At 70.7% G+C, this 18,912-nt stretch carries 20 protein-coding genes; 16 read left to right on the top strand and 4 right to left on the bottom strand.

Annotated elements, in window-relative coordinates:
• Positions 1-157 precede the first annotated feature (157 nt).
• From AB0I53_RS21165 to AB0I53_RS21130, 8 genes are all read left to right on the top strand, one after another.
• Positions 158-1,330, top strand: coding sequence for a nitric oxide synthase oxygenase (locus AB0I53_RS21165; protein ID WP_358605423.1), 1,173 nt, complete (start codon positions 158-160; stop codon positions 1,328-1,330).
• Between the two features lie 49 nt (positions 1,331-1,379).
• A complete protein-coding gene (locus AB0I53_RS21160; protein WP_358605367.1) occupies positions 1,380-2,243 on the top strand; it encodes a MurR/RpiR family transcriptional regulator in 864 nt (287 codons plus the stop codon).
• Between the two features lie 141 nt (positions 2,244-2,384).
• Entirely contained in the window at positions 2,385-3,500 is a 1,116-nt protein-coding gene (locus tag AB0I53_RS21155) for an ABC transporter ATP-binding protein (RefSeq protein WP_358605364.1), read from the top strand.
• A 113-nt stretch (positions 3,501-3,613) separates the two neighbouring features.
• The gene (locus AB0I53_RS21150; RefSeq protein ID WP_358605361.1) at positions 3,614-4,984 is read left to right on the top strand and encodes an ABC transporter substrate-binding protein; all 1,371 of its coding nucleotides are present in this window, start codon (positions 3,614-3,616) and stop codon (positions 4,982-4,984) included.
• Positions 4,981-5,706: a tyrosine-protein phosphatase gene (locus AB0I53_RS21145; RefSeq protein WP_358605358.1), complete on the top strand. Its 726-nt coding sequence runs from the start codon at positions 4,981-4,983 to the stop codon at positions 5,704-5,706. Before AB0I53_RS21150 ends, AB0I53_RS21145 begins: the two co-directional genes overlap by 4 nt.
• Before the next feature lie 67 nt (positions 5,707-5,773).
• Positions 5,774-6,610, top strand: a complete 837-nt coding sequence (locus tag AB0I53_RS21140) for a phosphodiesterase (protein WP_358605355.1) — start codon at positions 5,774-5,776, stop codon at positions 6,608-6,610.
• Positions 6,611-6,613: 3 nt separating this feature from the next.
• Positions 6,614-7,567: a sugar ABC transporter permease gene (locus AB0I53_RS21135; RefSeq protein ID WP_358605352.1), complete on the top strand. Its 954-nt coding sequence runs from the start codon at positions 6,614-6,616 to the stop codon at positions 7,565-7,567.
• A gap of 9 nt (positions 7,568-7,576) precedes the next feature.
• Positions 7,577-8,470, top strand: a complete 894-nt coding sequence (locus tag AB0I53_RS21130; RefSeq protein WP_358605349.1) for a carbohydrate ABC transporter permease — start codon at positions 7,577-7,579, stop codon at positions 8,468-8,470.
• 3 nt (positions 8,471-8,473) lie between these two features.
• Here AB0I53_RS21130 and AB0I53_RS21125 read toward each other — a convergent pair whose 3' ends face one another.
• A complete protein-coding gene (locus AB0I53_RS21125; protein ID WP_358605346.1) occupies positions 8,474-9,025 on the bottom strand; it encodes a carboxymuconolactone decarboxylase family protein in 552 nt (183 codons plus the stop codon).
• Between the two features lie 54 nt (positions 9,026-9,079).
• On the opposite strand from AB0I53_RS21125, the gene AB0I53_RS21120 reads away from it, so the two are divergent.
• The 4 genes from AB0I53_RS21120 (at position 9,080) to AB0I53_RS21105 (ending at position 12,667) form a co-directional block, all read left to right on the top strand.
• Positions 9,080-9,418, top strand: a complete 339-nt coding sequence (locus AB0I53_RS21120) for a helix-turn-helix domain-containing protein (RefSeq protein ID WP_358605343.1) — start codon at positions 9,080-9,082, stop codon at positions 9,416-9,418.
• A 252-nt stretch (positions 9,419-9,670) separates the two neighbouring features.
• Complete coding sequence (locus AB0I53_RS21115; RefSeq protein ID WP_358605340.1) at positions 9,671-10,987, top strand: sugar ABC transporter substrate-binding protein; 1,317 nt, start codon at positions 9,671-9,673, stop codon at positions 10,985-10,987.
• Entirely contained in the window at positions 10,984-11,874 is an 891-nt protein-coding gene (locus tag AB0I53_RS21110) for a sugar ABC transporter permease (protein ID WP_358605337.1), read from the top strand. Before AB0I53_RS21115 ends, AB0I53_RS21110 begins: the two co-directional genes overlap by 4 nt.
• Positions 11,867-12,667, top strand: a complete 801-nt coding sequence (locus tag AB0I53_RS21105; protein WP_358605334.1) for a carbohydrate ABC transporter permease — start codon at positions 11,867-11,869, stop codon at positions 12,665-12,667. Before AB0I53_RS21110 ends, AB0I53_RS21105 begins: the two co-directional genes overlap by 8 nt.
• Positions 12,668-12,729: 62 nt before the next feature.
• Here AB0I53_RS21105 and AB0I53_RS21100 read toward each other — a convergent pair whose 3' ends face one another.
• Both AB0I53_RS21100 and AB0I53_RS21095 read right to left on the bottom strand, forming a co-directional pair.
• Positions 12,730-13,017: a hypothetical protein gene (locus tag AB0I53_RS21100; protein WP_358605331.1), complete on the bottom strand. Its 288-nt coding sequence runs from the start codon at positions 13,015-13,017 to the stop codon at positions 12,730-12,732.
• An 8-nt stretch (positions 13,018-13,025) separates the two neighbouring features.
• Entirely contained in the window at positions 13,026-13,394 is a 369-nt protein-coding gene (locus AB0I53_RS21095; protein WP_358605328.1) for a hypothetical protein, read from the bottom strand.
• Positions 13,395-13,512: 118 nt separating this feature from the next.
• Here AB0I53_RS21095 and AB0I53_RS21090 point away from each other — a divergent pair, with 118 nt between their 5' ends.
• Complete coding sequence (locus AB0I53_RS21090) at positions 13,513-14,454, top strand: transcriptional regulator (RefSeq protein WP_358605325.1); 942 nt, start codon at positions 13,513-13,515, stop codon at positions 14,452-14,454.
• Positions 14,455-14,497: 43 nt separating this feature from the next.
• On the opposite strand, the gene AB0I53_RS21085 is transcribed toward AB0I53_RS21090, so the two are convergent.
• A complete protein-coding gene (locus AB0I53_RS21085) occupies positions 14,498-15,415 on the bottom strand; it encodes an SDR family oxidoreductase (protein WP_358605322.1) in 918 nt (305 codons plus the stop codon).
• A gap of 505 nt (positions 15,416-15,920) precedes the next feature.
• Here AB0I53_RS21085 and ftsZ point away from each other — a divergent pair.
• The 3 genes from ftsZ to AB0I53_RS21070 all read left to right on the top strand — a co-directional run bounded on the left by ftsZ (position 15,921) and on the right by AB0I53_RS21070 (position 18,888).
• Entirely contained in the window at positions 15,921-17,342 is a 1,422-nt protein-coding gene (gene ftsZ / locus AB0I53_RS21080) for a cell division protein FtsZ (RefSeq protein ID WP_358605319.1), read from the top strand.
• Between the two features lie 110 nt (positions 17,343-17,452).
• Positions 17,453-18,157 (top strand): peptidoglycan editing factor PgeF, encoded by a 705-nt coding sequence (pgeF, locus tag AB0I53_RS21075; protein WP_358605316.1) that lies wholly within the window; start codon positions 17,453-17,455, stop codon positions 18,155-18,157.
• Positions 18,154-18,888 carry a YggS family pyridoxal phosphate-dependent enzyme gene (locus AB0I53_RS21070; protein WP_358605313.1) on the top strand — a complete coding sequence of 245 codons (735 nt, stop codon included), beginning with the start codon at positions 18,154-18,156 and terminating at the stop codon, positions 18,886-18,888. Before pgeF ends, AB0I53_RS21070 begins: the two co-directional genes overlap by 4 nt.
• The last annotated feature ends 24 nt before the right edge of the window (positions 18,889-18,912 follow it).

Raw genomic sequence — 18,912 nt, 5'->3', positions numbered from 1 at the left:
TCGCCGTGCTCCCCGGGCCGGCCAGGGGAAAGCGCCCGCCCGTACGTGCTGGGGGTGATGAAGATCGTTTTTGTCACGCTAACGTGTGATCGTGTTCAGGGTTAGTGGCGATGCGCCGGAGTCGGTCTTCTCCGGGCAGGCTCAGCGGACCAGGCGGTTGCACGCGGTTCATCGACCGCCGGCCCGCTCCGCGCCTCCGGTGGACGTCGCCGAGGCCGAGGAGTTCCTGCGGCTGTTCCACGCCGAGAACCGGGATTCCGGATCGCTGCAGCAGCGGCTGGACCGGATGCGCTACGAGATCGACACCGTCGGTAGCTACCGGCACACCCCGCAGGAGCTGACCTTCGGCGCGCAGGTGGCATGGCGCAACAACGCCCGCTGCATCGGGCGGCTGTACTGGCGGAGCCTGAAGGTGCGGGACCTGCGCGACGTGCACACCGTTTCCAGCGTCGCGGCGCACTGCGTGCAGCACCTGCGGATGGCCACCAACAACGGCAAGATCCGCCCGGTGATCAGCGTGTTCCCGCCGGAGATCCCGCAGCGCCCGGCGCCGCGGATCTGGAACGAGCAGCTGATCCGCTACGCCGGTTACCGGCGCCCGGACGGCTCGGTGCTGGGCGATCCGCGATACGTGCAGTTCACCGACGCCTTGATCGGCTTCGGCTGGCGCCCGCCGGCGCAGCGCTCCGCGTTCGATGTGCTGCCGCTGGTGGTGGAGACCGCCGACGAGGGGCCGCACATGTTCGCGCTGCCCGCGGAGCTGGTCAAGGAGGTTCCGCTGAGCCATCCCGAGCTGCCCTGGTTCGCCGAGCTCGGGCTGCGCTGGCACGCCGTCCCGGTGATCAGCAACATGCGGCTGCGCATCGGCGGGGTGTCGTACCCGGCGGCGCCGTTCAACGGCTGGTACATGGGCACCGAGATCGGCGCCCGGAACTTCGGCGACACCGACCGCTACGACCTCGTCCCGGTGGTGGCCGAGAAGCTCGGGCTGGACACCTCGCGCGAGGACACGCTGTGGCGGGATCGCGCGCTGGTGGAGCTCAACCGCGCGGTGCTGCACTCCTACCAGCAGGCCGGGGTGACCATCACCGACCACCACACCGAGTCGAAGCGCTTCCTGACGCACCTGGCCAAGGAGGAGGCGGCGGGCCGCAAGTGCCCGGTGGACTGGTCCTGGATCGTGCCGCCGATGTCGGGCTCGCAGACCCCGGTCTTCCACCGCTACTACGACGAGGACCCGCAGCGCCCGGACTTCCTCCTCGACGACGACGCCACCCGCCGCGGCCTCGAAGGCGGCCCGCCCCGCTTCGGCACCGGCGCGAGGCCGTAGTTCGGCGCGGCGGCCCGGCCCGATGCCGCCTGCTGGTATTCATGTCGTCATGAACGACCAGCCAGTCGGCGGGACCCTCGCGCGGATCAGGGCCACGTTGCCCGCGCTGCTGCCCAGCGAGCAGCGGGTCGCCGAGGTGGTGCTCGCCCGGCCGAAGGAGGTCATCGACTGGTCGGTGGCAGACCTGGCCGCGGCCGCCAACACGTCCTCGGCGACGGCGGTGCGGGCCTGCCAGCACCTCGGTTTCCGCGGGTTCCAGCAGTTGCGGTTGCTGCTGGCGCGGGACATCGGCGCCGGGGTGCAGCAGGTCAATCCCGAGTTCGGGCCGGACGATCCGCCCGAGGCCGTCGCGTCGGCGGTGTTCGGCGCGGTGAGCGCCGCCGTGGCGGAGGGGATGAGCACCGTGGACACCGGTGCGCTGGCCCGGGCGGCGGATCTGCTGACCGGTGCGCAGCGGCTGCTGTTCGTCGGCAACGGCGGTTCGGCGTTCGTCGCGCAGGCCGCGGCTCTCCGGTTCGTCAGCACCGGCCTCCCCGCGGATGCGCCGGCGGATGCGGTGACGCAGCAGATCACCGCTCGGTTGCTGGGCTCGGCGGACGTGTGTGTGGCCGTGAGTTCCAGCGGCGCCAACGAGTTGACGGTGCGCGCCGCCGAAGCGGCCCAGAAGGCGGGGGCCGCGGTGATCGGGGTGACCGGCTTCGCGCGGTCGCCGTTGATCGGCGTCACCGACATCGCGCTGGTGACCGGCACGTCCTCGCCGCTGGCCGCGCACAACGTGATGTCCGGCCCCATGACGCAGCTCGCGCTGCTGGTGTCGTTGCACATCACCGTGGGATTCCGGCGCACGGACCGCTCCCAGGAGGTGCTGGAGGAGGTCTGGCAGATCATCTCGCCGGACCAGCGCCGCAGCTGATCGCCCGCTGAATCCTGGCCGGCCGGACGGACTCCGCTCGGCTGCCGGTCATCTCCCGTTCACGACGCCCGCCGACACTTCCCGTGTAAGCGCGTACCAAAGATTTGTTGATCTATGGAACGCGAATTCATAGGAGGAGTCGTGGGACAGATTCGCCTCGACCGGCTGAGCCGGCGCTTCGGCACCGTCGCGGCGGTGGACGGGATAGACCTCGAAATCGAACACGGAGACTTCCTGGCGTTGCTCGGCCCCAGCGGCTGCGGGAAGACGACCCTGCTGCGCATGATCGCCGGGCTCCTGCCGCCCAGTGAGGGGCGGATCCTGGTCGACGGCGAGGACGTCACGGACGTGCCGCCCAAGCGGCGCGACCTGGCGATGGTCTTCCAGAGCTACGCCCTCTACCCGCACCTCACCGTCGCGAGCAACATCGGGTTCCCGCTGCGGGTCCGGCGCCGCCCGCGCGCGCAGGTGCGGGAGCGCGTCGAGGCCGTGGCCGGCCAGCTCGAACTCGGCGGGCTGCTCGACCGCCGCCCCAAGGAACTCTCCGGCGGCCAGCGGCAGCGGGTCGCGCTGGCCCGCGCGCTGGTGCGGGACCCGAAGGCGTTCCTGATGGACGAGCCGCTGTCCAATTTGGACGCCAAGCTGCGCACCGCGACCCGGGTGGAACTGGCGGCGCTGCACCGGCGCCTGGGATCCACCTTCATCTACGTCACGCACGACCAGGTCGAGGCGATGACCATGGCCACCCGGATCGCGCTGATCGACGGCGGCCGGCTGGAGCAGGTCGGCAGCCCGGCGGAGGTCTACGACGAGCCCGCTTCGGTGTTCGTCGCCGGATTCCTCGGCGCGCCGCCGATGAACCTGCTGCCCGCCAGGGTGCGCGCCGAGGACGGCCGGGTGCGGGTCACCGCGTCCGATGCGGACGTTCCGCTGTGGCGCGGGCGCACCCCGGACCAGGACGTGGTGCTGGGCATCCGCCCGGAACACCTGTCCTTCGCCGCGCTCACCGAGGAAACCGGGGAGCGGCCGCTGCTACGCGGTGCGGTGCGGGCGGTGGAGAACCTCGGCAGCGAAGAGGTGGCGATCTGCGATGTCGGCGGCGCGGACGTCGCGGTCCGCGGCCCCCGGCCGCTCGGCGTGATCGCGGGCGAGGCCGTGGCCCTGACCGCCGATCCGAGCCGGATCCACCTCTTCGACGCGCCCACCGGACGCCGCCTGGTGTGGCAGGAGGAACCCGTCCCAGTCGGCGCGTCCTGACCCTCGTTTTGCCTGGTGAGTGCCCGTGCGCGTTTTGTGTCGCTATAGCAGCACAAAACACGCACGGCTCCTGACCAGCGGAAACAGTCTTACCCCAGTTAGGAGAATTCAGCGTGAAACCGCAACGCCGGTACGCCGTCGGCGCGCTGCTCTGCGCCGTGGCGGTGCTGGCCACCGCCTGCGGCGGCCTCGGCAGCACGGCGCAGAACGCCGGCTCCGCCGAAATCGTCCCCGAACTCGATCCGAACCAGCAGGTGGAGATCACCTTCGAGAGCTACAACCTGGCCACCGCCGGCGCGTGGTCGGACACGATCAACTCGCTGCTCGCCGACTTCCAGGCCAAGCACCCCAACATCAAGGTGCACGGGCAGCCCCCGCAGGGCGGCGGGCCGGCCGGCAGCAGCACCGTCTCCAGCGTGCAGAGCCAGCTCGTGGTCGGCAAGGCGCCGGACGTCGCGCAGCTGACCTTCGGCGACCTCGACTACGCCGTGCACAACCTCCGGCCGAAGGCACTCGACGACCTCGTCGGCCGGGACGCCGTGCAGGCCCACTTCGAAGGCACGCACCCGATGCACCCGCGAGCCCGGGAACTGGCCAAGCTGGACGGCAAGACCTACGGCATGCCCTACGTCTTCTCCACGCCGGTCCTGTACTACAACGCCGACCTGTTCCGGCGGGCCGGGCTCGACCCGGACAAGCCGCCCGCCACCTGGGCCGAGGTCCAGCAGGCCGCCCTGGCGATCAAGAGCAGCACGGCCACGCCCGGCGTCTACCTCGACTGCCTCACCAAGACCGCGGGCGACTGGTGCCTGCAGGGCCTGATCCGCTCCAACGGCGGCCAGGTGATCTCCGCCGACCGCAAGACGCTCACGTTCGCCGAACCGCCCGCGGTCGAGGCGATCTCGATGGCCCAGCAGCTGGTGAAGTCGGGCGCCGGCCCGGACCTCAGCCAGGCGCAGGCGATGGAGGCCATGGGGCGCGGTCAGCTCGGCATGTTCCTGGAAACCAGTGCCCTGCAAGGGACTCTGCAGTCGCAGTCGGCCGGGAAGTGGGAGCTGCGGGCGGCGCCGATGCCCGGCTTCGGGGAGAAGCCGACCATGCCGACGAACTCCGGCTCCGCGCTGTTCGTGATGTCCGACGACAAGGCGAAGCAGCGGGCCTCCTGGGAACTGATCAAGTACCTCACCAGCGACGCGGCGTACCAGCAGATCTCGGCGAAGATCGGCTACCTGCCGCTGCGCACCGGCCTCGTCGACGACCCGAACGGCCTCAAGCCGTGGGCGGACCGCAACCCGCTCGTTCGCCCCAACCTCGCGCAGCTCGACCGGCTGGAACCGTGGGTCTCCTTCCCCGGCGACCACTACGTGCAGATCCGCGACCTGATGCTGCAGGCAGTGGAGAACTCCGTTTACCGGGGCCAAGATCCGCAGGCGACCATGTCCGAGGCCCAGCGCCGGGCCACCGAACTCATGCCGCGCTCATGAGCACCGCAACGCGGCGGCACGCGCCGCTGACCGGCACGCACAACGTCCGCGACATCGGTGGCTATCCCACCGCTGACGGCCGGTGGACCCGTTGGAACACGTTGATCCGCGCCGATGCGCTGCACCGGTTGACCGACGACGGGCGGGCGCACTTCACCGCGCTCGGCCTGCGCACCGTGCTGGACCTGCGAGAACGAGCCGAGCGGGAGCACGCGCCGGATGCGTTCGGTGAGCCTTCGCCGGTGCTGCTGGCGCTGCCGATCTTCGACGGCGGGCTGAACCCGTCGGTGGTGGACCTCCCGGAGATCTACCGGCGGATGGTCGACGACTTCGGCGACCGCCTGACGCTCGCCGTGCGCGAGCTGTGCCGGCCCGGCGCGCTGCCCGCCGTGGTGCATTGCAGCGCGGGCAAGGACCGCACCGGCGTCGTCGTGGCCCTGGCGCTTTCGGTGGCCGGGGTCGCGCCGGAGGTGATCGCCGAGGACTACGCGCTGACCAGCGAATTCCTCGGCGAGGAGTACCTGGCCGACATAGAGCGCCGGATGGCCGCGCTCGGGCTGCCCCAGCAGCTGCGCGACAACGCCGTCGCGTGCCCGCCCGAACTGATCCTCGACACCCTGACCCGGATCACCGACGAGCACGGCACCGTGCCGGACTTCCTGCTCGCCCACGGCGCCACCGAAGCGGAACTCGACGCCCTCCGCGCCGCCCTCGTGTCGTGAGCGAAAAAGCCGGTAAGAACCGGCTTTTTCACTCACGACCCCGCGAAAACTCCTGAGGAGCCCCGAAATGTCCCTGCCCGAGCACACCATCATCCAGATCAGCGACACCCACATCGTCCCCGAGGGCGAGTTCCTGCACGGCCGAGTCGACACCGCGGCGAACCTGACCGCGGCGCTGGAAGACGTCGAAAAGCTGGCCACCGCGCCGCATGCGGTGCTGCTCAGCGGCGACCTGGCCGACACCGCGGACCCCGCCGCCTACCAGCGGCTGCGCACGATCGTCGAGTCCTTCACCGAGCGCACCGAGATCCCGGTGCTGTACGCGATGGGCAACCACGACGAGCGCGCCGCGTTCCGGGCGGGCCTGCTCGACACCGATGGCGTCGAACCGTACGACTACGTGCAGATGTTCGGCGACCTGCGGCTGATCGTGCTCGACAGCACGGTTCCCGGCCACCACCACGGCGAGCTGACCGACGAGCAGCTTTCGTGGCTGGCCGACGAGCTCTCCGCCCCGGCGCCGCGCGGCACGGTGCTCGCCCTGCACCACCCGCCGATGGATTCGCCGATCCCGCTGATGGATGCGGTCGCCTTCCACGGCGTCGACCGGCTGGCCGAGGTGCTGCGCGGCAGCGACGTGCGGATCGTCGTCAGCGGTCACGCGCACTACCCGTCGGCGGGCCTGCTCGGCGGTGTGCCGGTGTGGATCAGCGGCGCCAGCGCCTACACCCAGGACGTGCTGATCGAGCAGAACGGCCTGCGCGGGTTCGTCGGCGGCGCCTACACCCGCATCGACGTCTTCGAGGAGACCGCGATCGCGACGTCGATTCCCATCGGCGCCAAGGAAACCGTCTACGAGATCACCGCCGAGCAGCTGACGGCGTACATGGAGCAGGAGAACTGAGACGTGCTGGTCCCGGTCGCTCGACCGGCAGCACCGGCAGCGGAGAGCCGGCCCGCCCGGCTCTCCGCGGCGCGGCGGCTGCGCGGTCTGCTCCCGCCACTGCTGTACCTGGCTCCGGCCGCGGTCTTCCTCTACGCGTGGACGTACCGGCCGCTGGGCCAGGCCTTCCAGCTCTCCTTCTACAACTGGAACCTGCTGCCCAGCTCGCCCATGACACCGGCAGGCCTGGACAACTACGCGCGCGTCGTGCAGCTCCCGGAGATGGGGCAGGCGGTGTGGAACACCGTGATCTACATGGCCGCGCTGCTGCCGTTCACGGTGCTGATCCCGATCGTCGCCGCGCTGCTGGCCCGGCGGATCCGGGGCCGCGCCCGAACCGCTTACCAGGCCTTGATCTTCGTGCCCACGCTGGTGACACCGGTGGCGAGCGCCGCGGTGTGGCGGTGGCTGCTGGATCCGAACAGCGGGCCGGTGAACCGCGTCATCGCGGCGTTCGGCGGCGAGCCGGTCAACTTCTTCCGGGAACCGGGCGCCGCGATCGTGGCGATCATCGCCATCTCGGGGTGGAGCCTGCTGGGCTTCGCCACCCTGGTCGTCTCGGCCGGCCTGGCCGGGATCAACGGCGACTACGCCGCCGCGGCATCGCTCGACGGCGCGTCCCGCTGGCAGACGACGCGGTGGATCACGCTGCCGCTGCTGTCGCCGACGGTGCTGTTCCTGGTGCTGATGACCACCCTGCTGTCGGTGCAGATCACCTTCCCGCTGATCGACGTGCTTTCGCAGGGCGGCCCGGACGGTGCCACCACGAACGTCTACTACCTGTTGTGGGAGTACGGCTTCCGCAACTTCGACGCGGGCTTCGCCGGAGCTGCCGGAACGGTGTTCTTCCTCGGGTTCGGACTGGTGGCGGTGTTCTTCGTATGGCTGTCCAACAAGTTGAGCTTCTACGACGACTGAGGGATCGAGATGCCGCTGACCGTGATGGCCGCGACGCCCGCGGCCGAGCAAGCTCCCGAACGCGTGGCCGCGGCCGCGGACGGGCCGGTGGGGGAGGACACCAGGGGCCGGTCGGTGGTCGGGCACGTCGTGCTCGTCCTGCTGTCGGTCGTCGCCGTGTTCCCGATCTACTGGATGTACGCGACGTCGCTGCGCGCGCCGTCGGACGCGTTGAGCCAGTCGTTGCTGCCGTGGCCGCTTTCGCTGGTGAACTACGAGTACGCGTGGCAGGCCATTCCGATGGCGAAGATGCTGGCGAACACCTTCGTGGTGGCCGCGGCCTCCAGCGTGGCGCAGCTGTTCGTCGCACTGCTGGCCGCCTACGCGTTCGCGGCCTGGAACTTCCCCGGCAAGGGCCTGCTGCACCTGCTGTTCGTCGGCGCGTGGCTGATTCCGTTCCAGGTCACCATGATTCCCAACTACGTGTACCTATCCCAGCTCGGGCTGCTGAACTCGCTGGCCGGAGTAGTGGTTCCGACGGTGTGCTCGACGATGGCGGTCCTGCTGCTGCGTCAGCACATCCAGGCGTTCCCGCGGGAACTCCTGGACGCGGCGCGGATGGACGGCCGCACCTCGTGGGGAACACTGTGGACGGTCGTGGTGCCGAACCTGCGACCAGCACTGGCGTCCATGTCGATCCTGCTGTTCATCTCGGCGTGGAACGATTATTTCTGGCCCGCGCTGGTCCTGCAGCGAACGGATTCGGTGCTGCAGATCGGCGTGCGCAGCTTCCTGTCCGCTGAAGGCGACAACTGGGGAGCGGTGATGGCGGCCTCCGGCCTGGCCTGCCTGCCGATCTTCGCGCTGTACCTGCTCCTGCAGCGCCAGGTGCTGGACGCCTTCGTCCGCTCCGGCCTCCGCTGAGGATCAGTCGCCGGAACACGCGGGCCAGGGCGCTCCCCACGATTCGGGTTCCAGGTCGAGGGCATTGCACAGGTAGCTGATCGTCCGGTACCAGCCGACCAGGACGATCAGCTCCACCAGTTGCGGTTCGCTGTACCGGTCGCGCAGCCGTGCCCACATCGCGTCGTCCAGGCTCGCGGTCGTGTCGAGCTGGTCGACGGCCGCGAGCAGCGTGAGCTCCGCTTCGCTCCAGGCCTCGGCGCTCGGCCGCGGCTCGACGGTGTCCACGAGCTGCTCGGCGCTCAATCCGACCTGCGGGCCGTAATGAGCGGCGTGCACGCCCCATTCGTAGCGAGCGCCGTTTCGTGCGGTGACCCGGTCGATGACGATCTCCCGATCGCGATCCGGGAGCCTTCCGTGGGCGAGCAGCCCGCTGCCCAGAACCCGCATCCGGGAGGCCAGCTCCGGGTGGACCTGGAGCACCCGGAACAGCAGCAGGGGATCGTGCGGGAAGTCCGGCGGGTGCCATTTGGCCAGTTCCGCCGGGTTTTCGGCTGGTGCGGGGATGCGGCTCACGGTGGCCTCCGGTGGTAGCCTCGTGCTTCGAAAAACGAAGCGTAGGTGGTTCGATTGTCGAAGCGCAAGGACTCGGAAGCCGATCCGTTGCCCGGCCGGCCGGTGCGAGGTTCGGAGTCCGGCCGCCCGGTCATGGCGGCGCTGGACCTGCTCGGCCGGCGGTGGACGCTGCGGATCCTGTGGGAACTGCACCAGCAGCCGGACGGCTTCCGCGGGCTCCAGGCCCGATGCGACGGAATGTCCAGCAGCGTCCTCGCCACCAGGCTGAACGAACTCTCGTCGGCCCGGCTCGTCGAGGGTGGATATCGCCTCACCCGGCTCGGCGAAGACCTGGTCGAAGCGATGGGGCCGATGGTCGAGTGGTCCCGGCGATGGGCCGACGAGCTGACCTGACCGCGAGTCTTCCGGGCCGCTCCGTCGAGGCATCTCTGCAGGTCAAAGCCCGTGAGTACTTTGTGTCGTTATAGCAACACAAAGCACTCACGGGCCTTGAGCAGCGCAAACGGCGCGCGATCGGCAGCCGGGTGCGGCCCGCCACGAATGGCGCATTGACTCGACCGGTGGGTGATCAATAGCGTCAGCAATCGTTTTCTGGGGAGGCATGGTTTACCGGGGGTGATCGACTTGGCTCGTCCGGAGGGGAACGTGAGCCGCCGCGGCTTCCTGCGCGGCGTCGGCGCCGCCGCCCTCGCCGCTCCCGCGCTGGCCGGATGCGCCCCGGCGCGGAACCCGCGCGAGATCACCTTCTGGAACTTCCTGGGGCCCGGTGGCGAGCCGAAGGCGCGCAGCGACTGGGTCGTGCGGGTGGCCGCCGAGTGGAACGCCACCCACCACGTCAAGGTCCGGCTGCGCTACGTGCCGACCAAGGACTACACGTCCGGGCCGACGCTGCAGACCTCGTTCAGCGCGGGCGCGGGGCCGGACGTCTTCATGCTCAGCCCGGGCGACTTCCTGCGCTACTACAACGGCGGCGTGCTCGCCGACCTCACCCCGCACCTGGATCCCGCGGTGCGGGCCGACTTCCTGCCGCAGGTCCTGCAGACCCGGCTGGTCGACGACCGGGTCTACGGCCTGCCGATGGAGATCGAGCCGCTCGCGCTCTACTACGGCGAGGCGGCCTTCGAGCAGGCGGGGCTCTCCGAGGGCGACCTGCCGCGCACCTGGGACGATCTGATCGCGGTGGCGGAGCGGCTGACGACGCCCGACCGCTTCGGGATGATGTTCGAGACGAATCCCGGCTACTACCAGAACTTCACCTGGTACCAGACGATGTGGATGGCCGGCGGCGAGGTGTTCACGGCCGATCAGCGCCGTTCCGCCTTCGACGGCCCGGGCGTGCACGCGGCCCTGCGGTTCTGGCAGGACACCGTGCGCGCCGGGGTCGCGCCGCGCCGGGTGCGGGGCGCGGGCGCCAACGACTCGATCTCCAACATCGCCGACGGGTACTGCGCGATGCAGCAGCTCGGGATCTGGGGCATCGCCGAAATCGCCGAGCAGGCACCGGATTTCCGCTACGGCGTCACGCCCATGCCCGCCCCGCCCGGCGGCACCTACACCACGTCGCTGGGCAGCTGGGCGCTGGTCGCCAACGCCAAGGGCGCCAACCCGGAGGCCGCGGCCGAGTTCGTGGTGTGGGCGCTCGGTTCCGCCGATCCGGCGTGCATCGAGCGGATGCGGCTGTGGAACACCGTCGCCAAGACGAACCTGCCGCCCCGCTACTCGGTGCAGCGCGCCGCCGAGGAGCACGGCGCGTTCGAGCACGGCCCGATGCGGGTGTTCGCCGAGCAGGTGATGGCCGAGGCCCGGCCCGAGCCGAGGTATCCGCCGGAGGTCTACCGGGCTGTCTCCGACGCGTTGCAGGCCTGCCACCTCGACGGCGCGGATCCGGTCGCGGCCGCCGGTGCCGCGGCCGAGCAGATCGACACGTTCCTGTCCACCTACGACGGAGCGCCGATCCATTGAGCACCCGACGAAGCGGAGACCGCAGATCCGACGCCGCGGCGGCGTTCGCCTTCCTCGCCCCGGACGGGATCGGGCTGCTGCTGTTCGTCGCGATCCCCACGGCCCTGGCGCTGGTGGTGGGCCTGTTCGACGTCGACGGCTTCGGCAACGTCTCCTGGGCCGGGCTGGACAACTTCCGGCTGATGGCCGGCGACGGCCTGCTGTGGCGCAGCTTCGGCATCACGGCCACCTACGCGGTGTTGTTCGTGCCGCTGGCGTTCGCCGCCGCGCTCGGGCTCGCGCTGCTGGTCAAGGACCACTTCCCGGGCGTCGGGATGGTGCGCGCCGCGCTGTTCCTGCCGAACGCGGTGAGCCTGGTGGTCATCGGGCTGCTGTGGCAGTTCCTGCTCTCCGACAAGACCGGCGCGGTCAGCCGGCTGACCGGCCTGGACGGCGTTTCCTGGCTCGGCGACCCGAATCTGGCGCTGATCACGCTGGTGCTGATCAGCGTGTGGTTCCTGATGGGCTACCAGATGCTCATCTTCCTCGGCGGCCTGCAGGACATCCCGCGCGAGCTGTACGACGCGGCCGTCGTCGACGGCAGCGGCCCGTGGCAGCGGTTCCGCCACGTGACCTGGCCGATGCTGCGCCCGACGAGCTTCTTCGTGCTGGTCACCTCGACGATCAACGCGGTCACCGGCATGCAGGTGTTCGACCTGGTCTTCGTCACCACCTCCGGCGGCCCGGCCAACGCCACCACGACCGTCGTCTACTACGCCTACCAGCAGGCCTTCCAGTTCGGCCGGTTCGGCTACGCGGCGGCGATCTGCGCGCTGCTCGTGCTCGCCCTCGGCGCGGTCACCAGCGCCATGTTCGCCCTGACGAGGGGAGGTCGTTTCGATGCATAGGATCTCCGGCAAGGCGGTGCTCGCCTACCTGGTCGCGCTGGTGACCGTCGCGCCGCTGCTGTGGTTGCTGCTCAGCGCCTTCCGCCCGGAATCGCAGCTGTACGACCTCGGCTGGCCCGCCGAACTGACGCTGTCCAATGTGGCCTACGTGCTGACCGAGGTGCCGTTCCTGCGCTACCTCGCCAACAGCGCGTTCGTGGCCGTCTCGGTCACCGTGATCGCGCTGTTCCTGCATTCGATGGCGGCCTACGCGCTGGCCCGGTTGTCCTTTCGCGGCAGGGGATTCGCGTTCGCCTCGGTGGTGGCGACGCTGCTGATCTCGCTGCCGGTGATCCTGGTGCCGCTGTTCATCGTGGTCCGCGGGCTGGGCATGGTCGACACCTACGCGGGCCTGATCGTGCCGGGCCTGTTCAACGCGTTCGGCATCTTCCTGCTCCGGCAGTTCTACCTCGGGGTGCCGCGGGAACTGGAGGAGGCGGCCCACCTCGACGGCTGCGGGCACTGGCGGATCTACTGGCACGTCATCCTGCCGCTGAGCCGCCCGATGCTGGCGGCGCTGGCGGTGCTGTTCTTCCTGGCAAACTGGAACTCGTTCCTGTGGCCGCTGGCGGTGGCGCAGGACGAGTCGCTGCGGGTCGTGCAGGTCGGGATCGCCTCCCTGCAGGGCCAGTACGCCTCGAAGCAGCACTACGTGCTGGCGGCGGCGATGCTCGCGGTGCTGCCGACGATCCTGGTCTTCCTCGTCGGCCAGCGGTGGCTGGTGGCCTCCCTCAAGACCTCTGGCCTCCGCTGACCGGTTGGCGATTTCGCGCGAAACCGCGACCGGGCGTTCTCGCGCGAAATCGCCGCCTGCGATCAGCCGTTCGCCTCCAGCTGGTTGGCGGCGCGGATCAGGCCGTCGAACAGGTCGCGCAGCACGACCAGCCACGTGACGGCGTCGGAGAGCGCCTTGCCGAGCGCCTTCATCAGCTGAACCGGCGATGCGCACCACCTGGGCGATCTTGCTGGTCGCCTGGGCGACCACCAGCGGCGCCGCGGCGCCGAGCGTGCAGGCGAGCTCGATGGCCCAGCTACCAGGGCACCGGCGATGCCCGACAGCAGGTCGCGGACCGCGGTGCGCACGCCGTTGACGACCTCGGCCATCCCAAGCGTCAGGCCCGCGATCGCGTGCGCGCCGCCACCGCGAACAGCGCGCCGGCCGTGCCACCGGCATCGGCGGCCGGCGCGAACGCCGGGATCAGTCCAACTAGGACAGTCGCGCCGCCGGCGAGGAATGCCACCCGGGGTGCGGACGAGGGATCGGTGCCGCCGCGCAGCACCAGCCAGCCCAGCTGCACCGCGGTCAGGGCGAGCGCGGCGATCACCGGCAGCAGCGCCCAGGAGCCGCCACCGATCGAGGCCAGCGCGCCGCAGGTGCCGGCGAGCAGCGCCGGGGCCACGCCGAGCGCGATGATCAGCAGGATCCGCCCCCGGCGCCACCGGGCTGCCAGCTGCGGATCTGCGGAGGCGGGGACTGACACGCTCCGAACCCTGGCAGATGGGGCAAAGCGGATCAATCGGGAGTCGCGCGGATCGCACCCGGCGCCGTGGCGTAGCTTGCCTGGTGTGCGGGCGTCGCGGTTGGTTTCGTTGCTGTGCTTGTTGCAGGTGCGTGAGGTCATGACCGGGCCGGAACTCGCCCGCGAGCTGGAGGTCTCCGAGCGGACGGTGGCCCGCGACGTGCTCGCGCTGGCGGCGGCCGGGGTGCCGGTGTACGCCGAGCGCGGGCGAACCGGCGGATACCGGCTGCTCGGCGGCTACCGGGCGAAGCTCACCGGGCTCCACCAGGCCGAAGCGGAGGCGCTGTTCCTCGCCGGCGTGCCGGGCCCGGCGAGCGACATGGGCCTCGGCGAAGCCGTCGCTGCCGCGAGGCTGAAGGCGTCGGCCGCACTGGCGCCGCCGTTCCGCGATGCGCCGCAACGGGTGGGGCAGCGGTTCCACCTCGACGCGCCCCGCTGGTTCCGCGAGGCCGAAACGCCCGCGGTGCTGCCGGAGCTGAGCCGAGCGGTGTGGCGCGACCGCAAGGTCATCGCCCGGTACCGGCGCGGCGACGAAGAGGTGCAGCGCGAACTGGAGCCGTACGGGCTCGTGCTCAAGGCAGGAGTCTGGTACCTGGCGGCCCGCCGCGACCAGCGGTTCCTGACCTACCGAGTCGACCGCTTCCGCGAGGTGGCGGTCGGCGATGAGGCGTTCGCCCGCGACGGAACCTTCGACCTCCAGGCGTTCTGGGACGAGAAGGCCGACGAGTTCGCCCGCTCCCTGCTGACCGAACACGTCGAGATCCGGATCAGCCCGGCGGGCCTGCGAAAACTGCACGCGACCACCGACGGCGCCGCGGCCCGCGAAGCGGAAGCGGCCGCGAGCGAACCCGACGCCGGAGGCTGGGTGACCACCACGTTCCCGGCGGAATCCCTGGAAGTGGCCTACGACCAGATCCTCGCGCTGGGCCCGGAAGCGGAAGTCCTCGCCCCACCGGACCTCCGCAACCGCCTGGCCGCAACGGCCACCCGCTTCGCCGCCCTCTACAACAACCCCACCTGAGGGCGCCTTTCGCCGGGCAACCCGGCGAAAGGCGTCCCGGTGGTCAGCGGTAGTCGGCCGGGTCGCCGGGCTTGCCGGGCCATTCGACTTCGAGGACGTAGCGCCAGGCGTCCGGCCGGGAGCCGTCCGAGTCCGTGAAGCCGTAGACCTTCGCCAGGTGGCCGCTGGACAGCGACTCCGCGTTCCAGCGGGCCACCTCCGGGTCCGTCGCCAGCGCGACCACCGCGCGGCCGACGAACTGCGGCGACTCGGAGATGCCGAAACCCTCCGGCGCCGTGGTGGACTCCCGCCAGTTCTCCTCGGTCACGCCGAAGAGTTCGAGCATCATCTCCGACCGCAGCCAGCCCGGCGTCAGCGAAACCGCCGTGCCGCCGTGCTTCTTCAACTCCTCGCCCTGCGCCCGGGCCAGGCGGTGCGCGGCGACCTTGACGATGTCGAAGAACGCGCCGCCCTCGCTGCGGTAGTACTGCTCGTGCACCTCCGCGGTGCCGTCGGTGAGCTCCACGACCAGCCCGCCCGGGCGCTTGCTCAGCAGCGCCAGCGCGAAGTGGCTGGTGATCATGTGCGCCTCGATGCCGACCCGCAGCCGCTGCAGGCCCTTGGTCAGATCCTGCTCCCAGATCGGCTTGTTCCAGTCCATCAGGTGCTCGCCGCCGAGGTCGTTGATCAGGATGTCCAGCCGCCCCTGCTCCGCCTCGATCCGCCGCACCAGCTCGCGGACCTGGTCCGGGTCGGTGTGGTCGACCTGGACCGCGATGCCGTTGCCGCCGGCCCGCGTCACCAGCTCGGCAGTGTCCTCAATGGTCTCCGGCCGGTCGTAGTCCGAGCGCTGGGTCCGAGTGCTGCGCCCGGTCCCGTAGACCGTCGCGCCGGCCCTCCCCAGCTCCACCGCGATCCCGCGGCCCGCACCGCGGGTCGCCCCGGCAACCAGCGCGACCTTGCCGTGCAGTTGTCCACTCATGTCTGGGATTCCTCCTGTTCCCTGATCGGTTCGGAAACGACCCTCGCAGCGAATCCGGACATCTGCCGTCAGGATTCCCCGATCGGTTCCGGATCGGCCCGCCACGCGAAAGGAGTTCATGCACCGGCTCTTCTGCCTGCCTCGACCGGGTGAGCGGTACTCGGGGTACGGTGTTGGTGGTGATCACGTCCACGACGTGAGCACCGCCAAGGGGAGGAACAAGACTGGGCTCGCTGCGGCGGAAGGACCCGCTGGGCGGCGGTGGAAGCGGTCAGGACGGAAGCGACGAGGTGCGCGGCACAACACACCTGCTGAAGCTCCCGGCGTGGCTGCTGGACGCGGAGGCAGTTGCTTGCCTACGGTCCGGACCGGGCACGGGAACGGCCGCACCTCGCATCCCGCGCCGACAGCGACCGGGGGAACCCGCGTCGGCGACGACCGGTACTGCGGCCGTCCCGGCGGTCGACGCAGAGAGCACAGAGCCACGATCAGGAAGGCGGATCCGATGACGCCCCCGCACAACTATCTCGCGGTGATCAAGGTCGTCGGCATCGGCGGCGGCGGCGTCAACGCCGTCAACCGCATGATCGAGGTCGGGCTCAAAGGTGTCGAGTTCATCGCGGTGAACACCGACGCGCAGGCCCTGCTGATGTCGGATGCCGACGTCAAGCTCGACATCGGCCGCGAGCTGACCCGCGGCCTCGGGGCCGGAGCGGCTCCGGAGGTTGGCCACAAGGCCGCCGAAGACCACAAGGAAGAGATCGAAGAGGTCCTCAAGGGCGCCGACATGGTGTTCGTGACCGCCGGCGAAGGCGGCGGCACCGGCACCGGCGGCGCGCCCGTCGTGGCGTCGATCGCGCGCAAGCTCGGCGCGCTGACCATCGGTGTGGTCACCCGGCCGTTCTCCTTCGAGGGCAAGCGCCGCGCGGCCCAGGCCGAACAGGGCATCAAGGAACTCCGCGAGTGCTGCGACACCCTCATCGTCATCCCGAACGACCGGCTGCTGCAGCTCGGCGACATCGGGGTGAGCCTGATGGACGCCTTCCGGTCCGCGGACGAGGTGCTGCTCTCCGGTGTCCAGGGCATCACCGACCTGATCACCACCCCGGGTCTGATCAACCTCGACTTCGCCGACGTCAAGAGCGTCATGTCCGGGGCGGGCAGCGCGTTGATGGGCATCGGCTCGGCCCGCGGCGAGGGCCGGGCGGTGCAGGCCGCGCAGAAGGCGATCAACTCGCCGCTGCTGGAGGCGTCCATGGAGGGCGCGCACGGCGTGCTGCTGGCCATAGCGGGTGGCTCCGATCTCGGGCTGTTCGAGATCAACGAGTCGGCGTCGCTGGTGCAGGAATCCGCGCACCCCGAGGCCAACATCATCTTCGGTACGGTCATCGACGACTCGCTGGGCGACGAGGTGCGGGTGACCGTGATCGCGGCCGGGTTCGACTCCGGCACGCCCACCCACAAGAAGCTCGAACCGACGAAGGTCGGCGCACGCACCGAGGAACCCGAGCCGGCTCCGGTCGTGGAGAAGCCCGCGCCGCAGCCGGTGGCGAGCGAGCCCGCGCCGCAGCCCGCGCCGCAGCCGACGCAGCAGCAGCAGCCGGCTCCGGCGCCGCAGCCCGCTCCGCCGGTGCAGCCCACCCCGCCGCCCGCTCCGCAGGCGGAACAGCCGGTTCCGGCGCAGCCGGAGCCCGCGCCGGAACCGCAGCAGCGGCCGAATCTCGGCCAGCGGTCCGGGCTGTTCGGCAGCGACGGCCCCTCGACCGGGCAGCAGAACGTCTCGGTGCCCACCCGCGCCGGCGGCGGCTACCCGACGCACGGCGGCACCCCCACCGCGGGCCGCTCCGGTGCGTTGCCCAACCGCGGCATCCCGGTGAACGACGACACCGACGACGACGTCGACATACCGCCCTTCATGCGCCGCTGAAGCGCGGTGCCCGCACCGCGCGGCGCATGAGCGAGAATCGACACCGGAAACGCCACGTTTCCGGTGTCGACTTGTGTTCGGGAGGCTGAGCAGCAGTGCGGATTCGGCGCGTGATCACCACGCGGGAGGGCGGGAGTTCCCGGCCGCCCTTCGACTCCTTCAACCTGGGCGGCCGGGTGGGCGACGATCCCGCAGCCCTGGCGGCGAACCAGCGCAAGCTGGCCGACGGCATCGGCCTGCCCGAGGACCGTCTGGTGTGGATGGAGCAGATCCACGGGCGCACCGCGACCATCGTCGACGGGCCGCAGCCCGCGCCGGTGGAGGCGACCGATGCGCTGGTGACCGCCGAACCGAAGCTGGCGCTGATCGCGCTCACCGCGGACTGCGTGCCGGTGCTGCTCGGCGATCCCGAGACCGGCGTGGTTTCTGCGGTGCACGCCGGCCGGGTCGGCGCGCGCGTGGGAGTCCTCGTCGCGGCGCTGAAGGCGATGCAGGAGGCTGGCGCCCGGCTGGACCGCATCGAGGCGCTGCTCGGCCCGGCGGCCTGCGGCGAGTGCTACGAGGTGCCCGCCGAGATGCAGGCCGACGTCGAGAAGCACCTGCCCGGCAGCGCGTGCAAGACCCGCAAGGGCACCGCCGGGCTCGATCTGCGCGCGGGGCTCTGGGAGCAGCTGGCTGCGGCCGGGATCGCAAAGATCGGCGTCGATCCGCGCTGCACCATGGAATCCCCGGAGCTCTACAGCCATCGCCGCGACAGCGGGCGCACCGGACGGTTCGCCGCGGCGATCTGGGCCGAGCCGGAGGCGACCGAGTGAGCGAGGAGTTGCGGCGGGCCGAGCTGGCGGAGTCGCTGCGGGAGGTCCGCGACCGGGTCGACCGCGCCTGCCGCGCGGCCGGGCGGCAGCCCGACGAGGTCGAGCTGCTCGCGGTGACCAAGACCTTCCCGGCATCGGACGCGGCCCTGCTGGCCGATCTCGGGCTGACCGAGTTCGCCGAGAACCGGGAGCAGGAGGCGCGCGGGAAGGTCACCGAGTTCGCCGGGCTGCGGCCGGCGGCGGAGGTGCGCTGGCACATGGTCGGGCAGCTGCAGCGGAACAAGGCCCGGGCGGTGGTCCGCTGGGCCGACGTCGTCGAGTCGGTGGACAGCGAGCGGCTCGTCGAGGCGCTGGGCCGGGCCACCGCGAACGCCCTGGACGCGGGAGAACGGGAGCGGCCGCTGGACGTCTTGTTGCAGGTGAGCCTGGACGAGGCGACCGGGCGCGGCGGCTGCCGTCCGGAGGACGTGCCGGCGCTGGCCGATATGATCACGCGTACGAGTGGTCTTAGGCTGCGGGGAGTGATGGCAGTCGCCCCGTTGGGTGGCGAACCCGATGTGGCTTTTGCCACACTTTCCAAGATCTCCGAGCGCCTGCGCCGAGATCACCCCGAAGCTGGCGAAGTGTCGGCGGGGATGTCCGGCGACCTGGAAAGTGCCGTTGCCCACGGCTCGACCCGGGTGCGTGTCGGAACCGCGCTGCTCGGTGGGCGGCGGTTAACCTCGCCGTAGCCGTGAACAGGGGGGTCGAAGGCC

The organism is Saccharopolyspora sp. NPDC050389, assembly GCF_040655595.1.
GTDB lineage: Bacteria > Actinomycetota > Actinomycetes > Mycobacteriales > Pseudonocardiaceae > Saccharopolyspora.
This window is presented reverse-complemented; position numbering and strand designations above follow the sequence as displayed.

What these genes read in the sequence shown, in the direction of transcription:
- AB0I53_RS21160 (WP_358605367.1), top strand. Translation starts at nt 1,380, where the DNA reads ATGAACGACCAGCCAGTCGGCGGGACCCTCGCGCGGATCAGGGCCACG.
- AB0I53_RS21145 (WP_358605358.1), top strand. Translation starts at nt 4,981, where the DNA reads ATGAGCACCGCAACGCGGCGGCACGCGCCGCTGACCGGCACGCACAAC.
- AB0I53_RS21140 (WP_358605355.1), top strand. Translation starts at nt 5,774, where the DNA reads ATGTCCCTGCCCGAGCACACCATCATCCAGATCAGCGACACCCACATC.
- AB0I53_RS21130 (WP_358605349.1), top strand. Translation starts at nt 7,577, where the DNA reads ATGCCGCTGACCGTGATGGCCGCGACGCCCGCGGCCGAGCAAGCTCCC.
- AB0I53_RS21105 (WP_358605334.1), top strand. Translation starts at nt 11,867, where the DNA reads ATGCATAGGATCTCCGGCAAGGCGGTGCTCGCCTACCTGGTCGCGCTG.
- AB0I53_RS21100 (WP_358605331.1), bottom strand. Translation starts at nt 13,017, where the DNA reads ATGGCCGAGGTCGTCAACGGCGTGCGCACCGCGGTCCGCGACCTGCTG.
- AB0I53_RS21085 (WP_358605322.1), bottom strand. Translation starts at nt 15,415, where the DNA reads ATGAGTGGACAACTGCACGGCAAGGTCGCGCTGGTTGCCGGGGCGACC.
- ftsZ (WP_358605319.1), top strand. Translation starts at nt 15,921, where the DNA reads ATGACGCCCCCGCACAACTATCTCGCGGTGATCAAGGTCGTCGGCATC.